This window comes from Bradyrhizobium barranii subsp. apii (assembly GCF_011516635.5).
Classification (GTDB): domain Bacteria; phylum Pseudomonadota; class Alphaproteobacteria; order Rhizobiales; family Xanthobacteraceae; genus Bradyrhizobium; species Bradyrhizobium barranii.
The window spans coordinates 212,884-226,716 of the sequence record NZ_CP096256.1; the positions used below are offsets into that span (position 1 = coordinate 212,884).

Here is a 13,833-nt window from a genome sequence, read left to right on the forward strand (position 1 = left end):
CGCGCTACTCGTGGGGCCAGAAAGCTAGTGCGGGATCATCGAGGTTAACCGCCGCAGGTTTTGCGCCAGTTGGTACTGGACGTCCTTTTCGGCGACGCCCCAGATCCTGGCGAGCTCCTTTTCGGCATTAGCCACGTCCCATGGAAAGAGAGGCCGCCCGTCGATCTGGGCGAACGGTCCGTCCGATTCAGTGAGGACGCGGTCTCGCGGCATGATGGCTGCAATGCCGCGCCCGCGCTCGCCGGCGAGCATCGCTGGCCCGACACTGAACCAGCATCCCTGATCGATTGCACGTTGTAGCTCGCGCCGCGAGCCGGAAAACCAATGAAGCACGGCCGCGCCGGCATCGACGCCGCCAGCCAGCGCGTCCAGCACCGGCGTCGCTGCTCGCCGGCTGTGAATCGTCATGATGCGTCCGCCGGCCGCCGTGCACATGCGCAAGATTTCGCTGAAGACCCGACGCTGCGTATCCCAGGTCGCCTTGAGTTCGGGGCTGCCATCCAGGCCAATTTCCCCGACGTACCTTGATTGTGGAAGCAGATCTTCGAGAAGCCCGAGTTCGCTTTGGCGCTCTTGGGCGATCTGCGGATGGAGGCCGATCGCGGTTCTAATACGCGAGGCGTCTTTCGCGAGCGCCGCGGTGCCTTTCCATGCCGAAGGCGTGTTGGTGACCGATAGAACGAACAGGTCGCGCCGAACGCATTCCTTCGTCGTCGCGGCAGGATCCGAATAGAGATCCAGATGGGCGTGAAAGTCGATCACTTGATACCGTAGTTCGAGTGCAGGGCGCCGAGTTCGGCCAGGCCCCTGCGTAGCATATCCTTCAACGCCCCGCGCCCTTCGATCCGTGGCCAGGACAGAGCGCTCCCGAGCCATTCGTCGAAACTTCCGTCTCTTACCGCCGCCAAGGCCATGCCGACCGAACGGACATCGTCGAAGCCGGCATGGTCCGCGTCGTCGCGACCTAAGGCCTCGAAGACGTAGTCGGTCGGATCGGGCTGCCCCCATGCGAAGAAGGCGGCGCGCCGGACCTGGCACGGAACGCATCGTCCGCAGTGTTTATAGTTGAAGCGCTGAAAGCGACCGCAGCTGGTAGAAATTCCCGCAAGTGAGCGCAACAGCGACTGGTCGGCACAACCGCGCAGCATCTCACCCTTCGTCATGGCCGCGTAGGGCGTGTGGATCGTCACGCCGATGTTCGCGGCATCGAGGATATCTTGGAATTGAGAAAGGAAATTGGGGTGAGCCGTCCGCGTGCTCAGGCTCCCGATACGGCTTCCGGTCAGCGGCGGATTCACGGCGATGAATCCGTTCTCACACACGTAGAGAGGCAGATCGCCACCGGTGCGGTACGGCCTAAGGGACGTCGCGACGACGATCCCGAAGGCGAGGAAGATGATAGAGCGGGCTCGCTGCGTTGTGTCTTCATCTCCAGGAACAACGGCATTATCGTTCAACTGAAGATGCCGGAGCCCGTCGCTGATCCTCGCCGCGAAGTCGACCTGCTTCTCCGCGTCGCCGCGAACCGTCTTGCTGATCGCGACGGGCCGCTCGCCGCGAGCGGCGAGGTCGATGGCACCGCTCAGGCTGTCGAGGCCACCCGACAGCAGAACGACGGCGTTTTCCGGCGGCCTGAAGACCTTTGTCGGAACAGGCGGCATGGCGCCACCCGCGATGAAACGGAAGTGCCATCGGTCGGTGGTGAGGAATGCGAGAGCGTCAGCCAGCAGATTGGCGCAACCGTTCCAGAAGTCCGGTTCAGTGACCGCGATTTCCATCTCGAACTCGCGGGTCCAGCCATCGGGGCTTTGGGTGCGCAGACCGGCTGCATCGGCCGCCATGATCGACATCGCTATGGAGAGCAGATCCCAAGCTCGGCGTGCTGGGGCAAAACCCGCCTTGCGGATTTCATTGCGTACCGCGGCGCCGGCGCTTCCGCGGTCGGCCGCGCCGGCCTGACCGTAGAGCACGATCCTGAGAGTGTCGACCTCGTTTACGCGGCCGAGGCCGGCCGGTGCGCACAGCAACTTCATTCTTCGGATCCTTCGAAGACCTCGAAAGTGTCTCGCAGCGCGGCTTGCACGACGCGCGCCACGCGCCCGGTCGTGAGGGTACGCCCCTCCGCTTTCAGTTTGCGAAAGGAGGCGGCGATCGTCTCAGCGATATAAGCTCGCATCTGCTTCAGGCGTGCCATGGCTACCGTTGCGGTCGGCGCCCTTTCGAGCAGGTGCTTACCCACGTCCAGTTCGAACCGCCTGGCGACGTCGATCGCGGTGAATTTTTCTATGACGAACTCGCGCTCGTCGGCTGAAAGATTGAGCAGATCCGCATTCGGATACTCGTCCAGTAATTCGGACATCGCGTCGTGGATCGAGGCGCGCTCCGCTTCCGCATCCTGCGTGCCGTCGACGGGTCTTACCGCTTCGATAATTGCGGTCGCGATCTCTTCCGTCGAGCGACCGGCGAGTGCGGTTGCGTCCACAGGCGCGTCCGCAGCACCGGTGGCAGTCGAATAGAGCACATGCCCGAGCGAACCCGCGGTCTGCGCGGTGCCACCGAAGCGCCGGGTTGCTGTATTCGATCCGCCGTAGCCGCTGCGAACGTAGTGACCCAATCCGCGTCTAAGGTCGCGACCGTCTCCGGATCGCGCGAAGCTGCCAAGGCTCGTCCTCGCGCCCCCGAAGCGGTTCCCCGGGGCAACAGGCGGCGGTTGAAGTCCAAGCGGTGCCGCCGGGGAAACGGGAGCGGGCAACGGAGGAATACCCTCCGGCGGCGCTTCAGGGAGCGCGCCGGGAAGCGGAGGAGGCGACGGGACCGGATCTTGGGGAGCGGCGGGTGTCCACGGCGGCACCATCGGCACGCCGGGGCTGTGGACGGCCCGGGCTATGTAGGGCCCCGACCCGCCCACAGCCCCTCTCGTCGAGCAAGCCGGTCGTCGAGCAAGCCGGAAAAGCCACTTGGCGCGGCCAATCCTTCAAGGTCGTATCGACCAGTACGATGGCGCCATGAGGGTAACATTCGCTAATGCGGCAATACGCGAGCCAAAATTGGACACGATGACGTAATTGCGGTCGGCGCCCGCGGCTCGAAAGGTCCGCTATCTTCAAGCCTTCCCCAGATATTCCAAGAGTTCCGGGATTGGCGTGACGACTCAAACGAGGGGCTGGAAGCGTTTCTCAGCGAACTTAAGTGTCTGTTCCAAAACATGTTGAGTCGAATGAATCGGTTGTGATTCAAGGTGAGCGGCCTGATTCGATGGGGACGCGCCGCCAATGTGGACTACCGAGAACCGTGCACGCTACGACCGCAGCCGCCTGCGCTATCCGAGCGACTTGACCGACGAGGAGTGGGCGCTGATCGCGCCTCGCATCCCGCCGGCCAAGCGCGGCGGCAACAAGCGTACGGTGGACCTGCGCGAGATTGCCAACGGGCTGATGTACATCCTGAGCACAGGTTGCCAGTGGCGCGCGATCCCCAAGGACCTGCCGCCGCGCTCGACGCTGTATGGCTACTTCGATCTGTGGAGCTGGAACGGCACGCTCGATAAAATTCATCACGCCCTCTATGTCGAATGTCGCGAAAGGGCCGAGCGCGAGGCTTCTCCCACCGCCGCCATCATCGATAGCCAGAGCGTGAAAAGCGCTGAAAAAGGGGGCCTCATGATCTCCATGGCTACGACGCGGGCAAGAAGATCAAGGGCAAGAAGCGGCACATTCTCGTCGACACGCAAGGCCTCTTGATGCACGCCATCGTGCATGCGGCGGACATCCAGGATCGCGACGGCGGCGTGCTCCTGATGGCAACGTTGTTCGGCCTCTATCCCTTTCTTCTGAAGCTCTACGCCGACGGCGGATATCAAGGGCCACATTTCCAGAAGGGGCTGCGTAGCGCTCTGAAGCGCGTGAACCTCGAAATCGTCAAACGCTCCGATCAGGCTCACCGTTTCGTCGTCTTGCCCAAACGCTGGATCGTCGAGCGTACCTTTGCCTGGCTCGGGCGATGCCGAAGACTGTCCAAAGATTGGGAATGCTTCAATCACAGGGCGCTCGCCTTTCTCAAGCTGGCCTCCATCCGACTCATGCTGCGAAAGCTATGCAATCCAAGGTAATCTTTCCGGACAGACTCTAAGAGATACGCGTCGATCTTCCGTTCGCTGATCTCGCCGGTCGGCGAAGGCCGGGCCGCCACGTTTCGGTTGCACTGTTGCGTTGAGGTGCTTCATGGGTGATGTTGATTCTGAGAATAGCATAGATACCCGATGATACGGGTCCGCTGGCGCGCTTTCCTTAAAACCGATGTTTCTCCCGAGTAAATTGTTTTTGGCTATAGGACGCCTAATCGGGGGCTCGATCTCGGCAGGCTTCGACCCCGCAAAAGGGGCCCGCGATGCAGATAATCGGCTCCTCGAATTTTTGGATCATCCCAAGCCCGCTTGCCAGCTCAATCGTTGCACCGTCGTCCGTGATCGGTCGCTACGCGTGGCCCAAACGAACGAGACCGCTCATGGAGCGGCGTCCGATTAGCTACGGCGCCTGTAAGCCGATGCAACGTGCTCAGCGAGCAGACGTTAAGTGCCTTCGAATGGACGACATGGCCGTTTATGAGGCAGTCAGGCAGTCGCCCACGAGATCCGGCGCGACGAGCGCCCATTCATCAAAGGGATAGGAAATCGACATCCCGCAAGCCTAGTTAATCAGTTCCCAACAGCCTCGAGGAGGACCAACAAGTGAGGATTGTAATCGCTAACGCGCTTGCCATCGTTCCACCTCCACCGAGCCGCTCATGCCAGGCTGTGTCGCGCGCTAGCCGAGGGACAGCTAGCCCGCCCTATTCGTGAGAGCGCGGTATTTTGGTCCGACTGGTGCATCCGCACACCTCCGCTGACGAGGCGCACAGGATTGCCTTCGGCTTTTCACCGCCTGACGACCGGTACTTTGCAACGCGCTTGAGGGATGGGTTGGGTGAACGCGGGCGGACGCCCCACCGGTCAAGGACCGAGCGGCAGCAGCGCGCCGGGCAAGCTGCGGATCAGGTCGGCTTCGGGACATGCCGCGGCGAACGCAAGGCGAATGCGGCTCTTGGTCTCGACAACCCGGGCGGCGATTTTCAAGAGCCGAAGACGCAGCGTCGCGAACTCGGCAGTGGCCAATTCCCGGACTTTGGGAATGGCGTCGCGCACGGTCAGCATCAGCCAATAAGCGGCGGTATGGAGAACGAGGCGGACTTGATTGGCGAGCGCCGAACGGCAACTGGTGCGATCGGAGGCGAGCTGCGTCTTATGCAGCTTGATCAGATTCTCGGCTTGGCCGCGCGCGCAATACAGGCTGTCGTAGATCCACTCGGCCGAGCCGACATCGAGGCTGGTGACGACGAAGCGGATGTCGAGGCCGAGCATCGTCGCCTCAATACGGGCGACGGTGCGTCGTTCGCGATCCCAGGACTTTGCCTTGTGGCGCGTCTCGGTATAGCCGCGCAGAACCGGCAGGTTCTCGATGGCGCGTCGCGTGCGGATGTCGTCGGCGACCGCGTCGACTTTTCTGGCGAGCGGCTTGGTGCCGGACAGACCGAAGATGTAGTCGATGCCGTTGGTCTCGCACCACGCCATTGCCTCCGGCCGGGCATAGTGCCCGTCGCCACGGAACGTAATTCGCGTGTTGTGCCACCGCGTCCGGATATGCCGTACCAGGCGGCGCAGATGGGCACGCACCTCGACGCCGCCCGGCGTCTTGCCGGGCCGCAGCACGACCGCCACGGGCCGGCTCTTCTCCGTGTCGTAGACGTGGATCGGCAGGAAGCAGCGTTCGTCATAATGAGCGTTGAACAGCGAGAGCTGCTGATGGCCGTGGACGACATCGCAGGTATCATCGATGTCGAGCGTGACGGATGCCGGCTCGCGCGGGTAGCTATCCATCCATGCGTCGACCAAAGTGTAGGTCAGTCGGATCACGTCGCGCAGGCGCGGAGCATTCTCCAGACGCGACAGCGTCGGTTGGGAACACAGATCGCGACCCGTGTCCGGCAGCCGTCCGCAGGCCAGCTTGAATGCGGGATCGGACCGCAGATGATCGAGGTCGTCGGCGTCCTCGTAGCCGCAGCAGATCGCGAACATGCGCGCGCGGAACATATCGACCAGGCTGTGCACGACCCGCGTCGGATCGCGCCGATCCGGGAACACCCGGGCCAAATTGTCGGCCAAGCCGAGACGCCGCTCGGCCATCGCCAGAAGCATCACGCCCCCGTTCGAGGTCAGCCGACCGCCATCGAAGGCAGCTGTGACTTTCTTGGCGTGAACGGCTGGAAACGAGAAGGGCAGAATCGTATCGTCGGTCATGGCGGGCGTGGTGTTCGCGGCTGAAGGTGATGGGGTTGGCTTCGCAACCGAATCCTACGCCGCATCAGCGCTTTACACCACGCTCGCCAGCCTCTCAGGCGCCCTCTGACGAATAAGACGGGCTAGGTAGGGGCCTCAGGCTGTCAAACGCCATCCGGAACTGCCCCCTTTGCGTCATGAAGAACTGCCCCCACCATCGGGATTATGATCTCGGTTGAAGGTTGTTTCCGCCGGTGACGGGCCGGAGGGAGGCGGAGCCGACCGGAGGGCCGTCACCGGCGGTCGGCGTTTTGATGAGGCCGCTCTTGCGCTTGGCTCGGAGCCGGTAGCTGTCGCCGCGGATCGTCAGCACGTGGCTGTGGTGCAAGAGCCGGTCGAGGATCGCGGTGGCGACCACGGGATCGGCGAACACGGTGCCCCATTCGGCAACACTGCGGTTCGAGGTGATCAGCATGGCGCCAGTTTCATAGCGCCGACTGACCAGTTGGAAGAACAGATGCGCCGCGTCAGGTTCCAGCGGCAGGTAGCCGAGCTCGTCGACGATCAGCAGCTTTGGCTTCGACAGCGCGAGCAGTTTCTCATCCAGACGCCGTTCGCCATGCGCCTTGGCAAGGCCTGCGACCAGTGTCGTCGCCGTGGTGAACTGCACCGTGTACCCGGCCAGGATCGCCTCTCGCCCCAGCGCGATCGACAAGTGCGTCTTGCCGACTCCGGGCGGCCCGAGCAACAGCACGTTCTCTCCGTTAGCGATCCAACGTGATGCGGCAAGGTCGCGGATCTGCTTGGGATCAATCGAGGGCTGCGCCTCGAAGTCGAAGCCTGCGAGCTCCTTCACGGCCGGGAAGTGTGCAAGCTTCAGCGCCATATCGATGCGGCGATGATCCTTGCGCGCGATCTCACGTTCGCACAGCAAGATCAGCGTCTCACGCGCCGACAGGTTCGCGCGCGCCGCCTCGTCGAGCAGGCTGTCGAGCTGATCGCGGATGCCGGAGAGCTGCAATGTAAGCGTAGCGCCGAGGCCCGTCTGATTGTTTGTGCGGAGTCTTGAGAGCACCGTTAGAAGAGTCATCTTCTGGAAGGGTGCTCACAATGGACGACCATTCTGACGACATAAGACGACCGTTGTCACCGCGTATTGAAGTGTTCGCTGGCGCAGGTCGAAAGCGCTGGCCGGATGATTTGAAGGCGCAGATTGCGGCGGAAAGCCTCGAACCGGGGGCGGTTGTAACAGACGTCGCTCGTCGCCATGGCTGCCGGCCCCAGCAGGTGCATGATTGGCGGCGCCGGGCGCGTTTGGGCCAGTTGGTATTGCCGGCGTCGGCGGACACGCTGTCGTTCGTGCCGGTGGTGTCGGAATTAGCGTTGCCTGCGGCCGCAGAGCCCTCCGGTTCGCCGGAAGCAGCCATTGTTACGGTTGAGTTCCAGGGCGCGCGCGTGGAGGTGCGCGGGGCGCCTGGCCTTGCTGCGTTGAGCGATGTGTTCATTGCGCTGCGACGGACACGTTCATGCTGACGATGCCGGCGAGCCTCATGATCTACGTGGCGACGCAACCTGTGGACTTCAGGAAGGGTGCAGAGGGCTTGGCGCTGCTGGCGAAGGATACGCTGGGCCATGACCCGATGAAGGGCGTGGCGGTGGTGTTCCGTGCGAAGCGCGCCGATCGGGTGAAGATCGTCGTCTGGGATGGCAGCGGCCTTGTGATGTACTGGAAGCGGCTCGATGGCAGCGGCTTCAAATGGCCACCCATCGTGGCCGGTGTGATGCGGATGAATGGGGCCCAGCTGTCAGCACTGCTGGCCGGCATGGATTGGACGCGCATGCACGCGCCTCGGATCCCGCAGCCGAAAGCGCTTGCGTAAAAATGCAAATCATCGCTGCATCGTGACGCGAAGCATGGCAAGCTCGGGCCAATGAGTGATTTGCCTGATGAGCTACCGAGCGATCCAGCCGAGTTGCGTGCCTTTGCCGCGGCTCTGCTGGATCGCTGCGCCCGGCTCGAGCGGTTGCTCAAGCTTGCGAAAGATGCGCAGTTCGGTCGGTCCTCGGAAAAGCTGGACGCTGATCAGCTGCAGCTTGTTCTGGAGGATATCGATCAGGCCGTTGCGGCTCTCGAAGCCGCCGAGAATCGTGCCAATCCCAAAACAGGCGAGAAGAGAGCTGCCGCGCGCAGAGCCAACCGTGGTCAGCTGCCGGAGCATTTGCCGCGCGTCATCGAGACTATGATGCCGGCCGAGAGCTGCTGCCCGTCTTGTAAGGGCAACCTCTTCGAGATTGGTCAGGATGAGAGCCAGAGGCTCGACGTCGTTCCGGCGCAGTATCGCGTCATCATCACCCGCCGTCCCAAGCTGGCCTGCCGCGCCTGTCATGGCGTCGTCCTGCAGCACGCGGCTCCCGAGCGATTGATCAGGGGAGGATTGCCCACCGAGCGGCTGGTCGCGCATGTGATCGATGCCAAGTATCACTGGCATTTGCCGCTTTACCGCCAGGCGCAGATGCTGGCGACGCACGGAATAGCGCTGGATCGTTCCACGCTCGCCTTCTGGGTCGGCTATGCCGCCCAGGAATTGAAGCCCGTGTGGCATCGTCTGCGCCAGCTTCTGCTCGCCTCCTCGAAGCTCTGTGTCGATGAGACCCCGGCGCCGGTGCTGGATCCGGGGCGCGGCAGAACAAAAACCGGCTACTTCTGGGCGCTGTCACGCGATGACAGGCCTTGGGCCGGACCTGATCCGCCTGGGGTAGTCTATGCCTATGCACCGGGCCGCGGCGCCGTTCATGGCTTGCGGCTGCTGGAGGGCTATCGCGGCATCATCCACTGCGACGGCTATCAGGCTTACAAGACCATGACCCGAGAGACGCGTGCGGACGCCCTGTCCGGGACGCTCGCCTTCTGCTGGTCGCATCTGCGGCGCCAGTTTGTGAAGATCGAGCGGGAGGCTGCGCCTGCGCCAGCTCCGGTTGCCCGCGAGGCTCTTGAGCGCATCGCCCAGCTTTACGCGGTCGAGAAGGCCCTCCGCGGCCGATCTGCGGACGAGCGCCGTGCTGGCCGACAAGCGCATACCCGGCCTCTGGTTGCAGCCTTGAAGCAGTGGTTTGAGGCCAAGCTCGATCACCTTGCGCAGAAGAGCGACACGGCGAAGGCTTTGCGCTATGCACTACGTCATTGGGACGGCCTGACGCTCTATCTTGATGATGGGCGCATCGAAATGGACACGAATGCTGTCGAGCGTGCGATGCGACCGATCAAGCTCAACGCCAAGAACTCTCTTTTTGCCGGTTGCGACGAAGGCGCCGGGAATTGGGCATTGCTGGCTTCGCTCATTGAGACCTGTAAGCTCAATGGCGTCAGTGCCGAGCACTGGCTCGCTGACGTTCTCGCCAAGCTCGTCAATGGTTGGCCTGCAGCGCGACTGGACGAACTGCTTCCCTGGGCGTCGACCTATACGATGCATACACGCGATCCGAGGCTGGCGGCATGAGCCTGAACACGACCGCGGTCCGGATCAAGGTGACCCTCAAGGATGTGAAGCCGGAGGTGATGCGTCGCCTTGTCGTACCCGTCACCCTGCGCCTTGATCGGCTGCATCTGACGCTTCAGGAGGCATTCGGCTGGACGAACAGTCACCTCTTCGAGTTCTTTGCTGGTGAGGCACATTGGGGGATTCCCGACCCCGACAATGATTACGGTCACCAGCCCATGGATGCCCGCAAAGCGCGGCTGTGCGATATCGTTCGCGAGACCGGCGCCAAGACGATCCACTATCTCTATGACTTCGGCGACAGCTGGGACCATGTGATCAAGCTCGAAAAATGGTTCGAGAACACCACGACGGAGGGGCTTCCCTTCCTGCTCGAGGCCGCCGGTCGTTGTCCTCCGGAAGACGTCGGCGGTGCGCCAGGCTATGCCGAATACCTCGCCGCCATCAGCGACCCCGCCCATCCCGAGCACGGACACATGCGCCTCTGGGGCCCGGAGCGGTTCGATCCCAACGTCGTCGACCGGAAGGCACTCGAAGCCGCCGTCAACGCGTTGTCCGACACAAGGAAGCCGCGGCGACGCGCCACGCGAACAAAATAGGCGTCAAGCGCCATTCAAAAGGGCCGCAGAGCTACGCTTACGCTGCAATCGCGCCAGCATGGCATCGAGCGGATCGGTCGGTGCTTCGGTTGCCTTCTTTGCGCGCGTCATCAGAAGCTTCCCCCGATCACGGCTTCATATTCGGTAAGCGGACGCAACAACGAATGCGGTGGAGACGATCCCGGCACCGCCGCTGCAGTCTCCGGCCGGCGGACCGCGCCATTGCGCCCGGCAACACCGTCGAGATGAACCGGATCGACGATCCGCAGCCGGCGCCCCTTCGATTGCTCGTGAACCGCGACCTGGTGCACGCCATGGCGGATCCGCACCTCGCCGGCCGCGATCGTTACCGCTACGCGCTCGCCAATAAGGCGCCACGGCACCGAGTAGCTGTTCGTATCAATCTCGACGGCGCAATCATTGCCGACGACGCGGGTCAGTTCACGCAAGGATCCGAACGACGGCTGCCCGCCGAGCGGCTTCAACCGATGTATTTCGTCACGCGCGAAGCGGATGATCGGCGCCTCGCCGGTCGTGCCGTGGATACGAACGTTCGCAACCTCACGCTCCCACCTGTCGAGATGCGCCTCGAATGCTTCCCAACTAAGGAATGACCGGCGATCGCGTTCTTCTTCACGTAGCCGACGCCGTTCTCCGTCTTGCCCTTCGTGCGCGCCCGATATGGCGCGCAGGCGCGAGGACGGAAGCCCCAATGTTTTGCGAAGGCTATCAGCTTGTCGTTGAACTGAAACGACCGGCTCACCGCGTCGTGGCGCACGACAAGCGCGCGTGGATTGTCCATCAGCACTTCCTCCGGCACGCCGCTGAAGGTCGTGAATGTACTCTCGAGCCCGGCGAACCCATGCTCCTGCCTCTCGGCCCGGAACGCACGCACATGGAGCCGTCGCGAGTGTCCAAGCGTTGCCACGAACACGAATGCCTTGACTTTCGCCCCTCCGATCTCGACCAGACGCTCCCCGAAGTAGATCTGCAGCTGCCGGCCCGGCGGCGTCTCAAACCGCGTCGTCGCCAGCGCCTCCGCCTTCAGCGCCTGGCGATAGGGCTGCACGGCGCGTTGCAGTGTCCGCCGGCTGACGGCCACGCCTTTCTCGGCCAACAGGTCCTGGCGCACCACGTCGGTATTGCCGCGATGCCGAATGAGCCTCTCGCGCAGCCAGCCCTCAAGGCCGTCGAGACGCTTCGGCCGCTCAGGCGACTTGAACGGCTTCACCCCGCCCGCCGCCACGTAGTCCTTCACCGTGTGATGGCTGCAGCCAAGCTGCCGCGCAATCCGCTTCACGCCCCACCCGCACGCTCTCAGGCGGATCATTTCCGCCACGTCATCCGGCGTCTTCATCACCTGCCCCCGTGGATCATTCCACGGCGAGCCTTCAGTGATTCATTCCCGCTTCATTCACTCTCTCCTCAGCTATCCGAGGAGGGGGCAATTCCTCGTGACGCTGAGGGGGCCGTTTTCCATGGCGCGCGACACTCAGGCCGGTTGCTGTCTTCAAGAGTAGCTCGGTTAGGAACCAACGGCTCTAACGGTAGAACATCTGGTGAGCGACGTCAGGACCGAATGCGCGCGACCCACATGACCGCGATGAATAGGCTGAGCTGACCCGCGACGTCGATCTTCGTGCAAAAGTTCGGACATCCGAGTCTTGAACCGGGCACAGCTGAAGCCCCTAAAGCGCCTCGCCTCGACCACAAATCCCGACCAGCTGCCGTTACGATCCAGGCACAGTTGAGTTTGAGCTGAGCATGGGCTTATCGTTTTTGCCCTATTGGGCTGATCCGCCGTTCGACTTTCCGGCATCTCCGCCGGTGCTCGCGCGGTTCTCGCGCTTACGAATGAACGTCTCATATCCCTCGGGATTAACCTCCTTCAGGCGATCTAGCGCGCGCTCAGCTTCCAGATCGGCGGCCTGGCTATGACGCTGTTTGATCTCGTTTACTTTTGCTTCCATCCCTGCGAGCTGCCCCATTGCTGTTGTTACATTCTCGGATGCGATCTTGAGCTTCGCGCCTGGTCGTGTTTCCTCAATGCCTACGAGCATCGCCCTAAGCTCTTTAACGGCATTGGAAAGAATGACCAGCTGTTCAGCTAAGCCAATCTCAGCGCTTACGTCATTATCGACTTGCCGGTGAAAATTCGGTGCGATGTCCTGCACCACCGACCCGCTGAGTGGCGCGAAAAACGGAAAACTCAACCAAGAGAACCAATCAGGGTTTGACATTGATATCCTCTCGGCGATCGTGGTGTTCTTCCTCAGCATATTTTCCAGCAATTGGCGTGCCAATCGGCCTTGGTTACCGATGACGGCGCAAAGTACAGATATCATTTCCATCGGGCATGCAAACCTAGCGCGGCCCGGATGTACAGTTCGGCTTGTCGCCGCAGGTTAGGCGGCACCGTCAAGTTAACGAATTGGAGCGGCCGAGGGGGTAGACGGCAGGCATGCCGACCGCCCGGGACCCTCTTTATCGCCGCCATCGCTTCCGACCGGAAGTGATCAGCTATGCCGTTTGGTTGTATTTCCGGTTTTTCTTAAGCTTGCGCATAGTCGAGGAAATGCTGGCGGCGCGTGGCATTGGCGTGACCTATGAAACCGTGCGCCAGTGGGTACGGAAATTCCGCAGGGCGTTTTCCGATCGGATACCCGAGCGCTCACTCGCTCGCGGTGACAAATAGCATCTGGACGAAGTCGTTATCTCGAAGTCGTTATCTCGATGTCGTTATCTCGATCGCGGGCGAACAACATTGGCTCTGGCGCGCTGTTGACCAGAATGGCTTCGTTCTCGACGTCTTGATCCAGCGCCGAAGAGACTCGCGCGCTGCGCAGCGGCTCATGAAGAAGCTCTTGAAATCCGCCGGCACGCCGCCGCGCGTGATGATCACGGACAAGCTGCGTTCGTACGGCGTTGCGAGGGCGAAGATGGGCTTTCACGTCGAACATCGCCAGCACAAAGCTCTCAACAATCGGGCCGAGAAATCTCATCAGCCGACGCGGCGACGCGAGCGGATCATGAAGCGTCTCAAATCGTCCCGTCAAGCTCAAGAGCTGCCCAATCGCTTTTCTTTGCTGCGTCTGAAGTTTGTGCATGTAAAAGAACATGACCTCCCGGAGAGTTCTGCGCGCTTGCTTGGTTTCCTCGGCGCGCGCGGTGCTGGCCGCTTCTTCCTCGCACGTGCGTCAGCCATCTCCGGGCTCTGGCCGGAGTCTTCTCGACGTAACGCTTTGCAAGCTCGTCGGGCTCCATGCTCTGCTCCCAGGCAATTGCAGTCGCAACAATCTTAAGTCGTTCCGGCATAAGTAGCTCTGCCTGCAGCAGCCCAGTACCCTTGCCGCCCAACCAATCCTGGTAGGTGCGCTCACGGGCCTTTTCGGGGATGATCCGACGTGAGTAAAGGTCTAACAACGGC

10 protein-coding genes and 3 pseudogenes are annotated in these 13,833 nt (G+C 62.1%); 6 read left to right on the forward strand and 7 right to left on the reverse strand.

Annotated features, from left to right (window positions below; translation table 11 throughout):
- Positions 1–24 precede the first annotated feature (24 nt).
- From qatD to qatB, 3 genes are read right to left on the reverse strand one after another with little or no spacing between them, the layout of a single operon-like run.
- Positions 25–762, reverse strand: coding sequence for a Qat anti-phage system TatD family nuclease QatD (qatD, locus tag HAP41_RS48110; RefSeq protein ID WP_166107401.1), 738 nt, complete (start codon positions 760–762; stop codon positions 25–27).
- On the reverse strand, positions 759–2,033 hold the full coding sequence (qatC, locus tag HAP41_RS48115) for a Qat anti-phage system QueC-like protein QatC (RefSeq protein WP_166107399.1): 1,275 nt from the start codon (positions 2,031–2,033) through the stop codon (positions 759–761). The genes qatD and qatC overlap by 4 nt, the downstream gene beginning before the upstream one ends.
- Entirely contained in the window at positions 2,030–2,614 is a 585-nt protein-coding gene (gene qatB / locus HAP41_RS48120) for a Qat anti-phage system associated protein QatB (protein WP_224581083.1), read from the reverse strand. The genes qatC and qatB overlap by 4 nt, the downstream gene beginning before the upstream one ends.
- 658 nt (positions 2,615–3,272) lie before the next feature.
- Between qatB and HAP41_RS48125 the strand changes: the two are divergent.
- Positions 3,273–4,108: pseudogene (locus HAP41_RS48125) on the forward strand (IS5 family transposase).
- A gap of 879 nt (positions 4,109–4,987) precedes the next feature.
- Here HAP41_RS48125 and HAP41_RS48130 read toward each other — a convergent pair.
- Both HAP41_RS48130 and istB read right to left on the reverse strand, forming a co-directional pair.
- Positions 4,988–6,331 carry an IS1380 family transposase gene (locus HAP41_RS48130; RefSeq protein ID WP_166053720.1) on the reverse strand — a complete coding sequence of 448 codons (1,344 nt, stop codon included), beginning with the start codon at positions 6,329–6,331 and terminating at the stop codon, positions 4,988–4,990.
- A gap of 202 nt (positions 6,332–6,533) precedes the next feature.
- Entirely contained in the window at positions 6,534–7,400 is an 867-nt protein-coding gene (gene istB / locus HAP41_RS48135; protein WP_224581084.1) for an IS21-like element helper ATPase IstB, read from the reverse strand.
- 20 nt (positions 7,401–7,420) lie between these two features.
- On the opposite strand from istB, the gene tnpA reads away from it, so the two are divergent.
- Genes tnpA through HAP41_RS48155 form a run of 4 tightly spaced genes read left to right on the forward strand, consistent with a single transcriptional unit; the run spans position 7,421 to position 10,406 of the window.
- Entirely contained in the window at positions 7,421–7,843 is a 423-nt protein-coding gene (gene tnpA, locus HAP41_RS48140; RefSeq protein ID WP_166055731.1) for an IS66-like element accessory protein TnpA, read from the forward strand.
- A complete protein-coding gene (gene tnpB, locus HAP41_RS48145) occupies positions 7,837–8,190 on the forward strand; it encodes an IS66 family insertion sequence element accessory protein TnpB (RefSeq protein WP_166065968.1) in 354 nt (117 codons plus the stop codon). The genes tnpA and tnpB overlap by 7 nt, the downstream gene beginning before the upstream one ends.
- Positions 8,191–8,241: 51 nt before the next feature.
- Positions 8,242–9,807 (forward strand): IS66 family transposase, encoded by a 1,566-nt coding sequence (gene tnpC, locus HAP41_RS48150; protein WP_166055670.1) that lies wholly within the window; start codon positions 8,242–8,244, stop codon positions 9,805–9,807.
- Positions 9,804–10,406, forward strand: coding sequence for a plasmid pRiA4b ORF-3 family protein (locus tag HAP41_RS48155; RefSeq protein WP_166055583.1), 603 nt, complete (start codon positions 9,804–9,806; stop codon positions 10,404–10,406). The genes tnpC and HAP41_RS48155 overlap by 4 nt, the downstream gene beginning before the upstream one ends.
- Before the next feature lie 110 nt (positions 10,407–10,516).
- Here HAP41_RS48155 and istA read toward each other — a convergent pair.
- Together istA and HAP41_RS48170 are read right to left on the reverse strand one after the other, a co-directional pair.
- A pseudogene (gene istA, locus HAP41_RS48165) lies at positions 10,517–11,763 on the reverse strand (IS21 family transposase).
- A gap of 427 nt (positions 11,764–12,190) precedes the next feature.
- The gene (locus tag HAP41_RS48170) at positions 12,191–12,757 is read right to left on the reverse strand and encodes a hypothetical protein (protein WP_166107390.1); all 567 of its coding nucleotides are present in this window, start codon (positions 12,755–12,757) and stop codon (positions 12,191–12,193) included.
- Positions 12,758–12,867: 110 nt separating this feature from the next.
- On the opposite strand from HAP41_RS48170, the pseudogene HAP41_RS48175 reads away from it, so the two are divergent.
- Positions 12,868–13,708: pseudogene (locus HAP41_RS48175) on the forward strand (IS6 family transposase).
- Positions 13,709–13,833: the final 125 nt, after the last annotated feature.

Coding starts and splice junctions, on each gene's coding strand:
- tnpB (WP_166065968.1), top strand. CDS start 7,837: ATGCTGACGATGCCGGCGAGCCTCATGATCTACGTGGCGACGCAACCT.
- HAP41_RS48130 (WP_166053720.1), bottom strand. CDS start 6,331: ATGACCGACGATACGATTCTGCCCTTCTCGTTTCCAGCCGTTCACGCC.
- tnpC (WP_166055670.1), top strand. CDS start 8,242: ATGAGTGATTTGCCTGATGAGCTACCGAGCGATCCAGCCGAGTTGCGT.
- HAP41_RS48170 (WP_166107390.1), bottom strand. CDS start 12,757: ATGGAAATGATATCTGTACTTTGCGCCGTCATCGGTAACCAAGGCCGA.
- istB (WP_224581084.1), bottom strand. CDS start 7,400: ATGACTCTTCTAACGGTGCTCTCAAGACTCCGCACAAACAATCAGACG.
- HAP41_RS48155 (WP_166055583.1), top strand. CDS start 9,804: ATGAGCCTGAACACGACCGCGGTCCGGATCAAGGTGACCCTCAAGGAT.
- tnpA (WP_166055731.1), top strand. CDS start 7,421: ATGGACGACCATTCTGACGACATAAGACGACCGTTGTCACCGCGTATT.
- qatC (WP_166107399.1), bottom strand. CDS start 2,033: ATGAAGTTGCTGTGCGCACCGGCCGGCCTCGGCCGCGTAAACGAGGTC.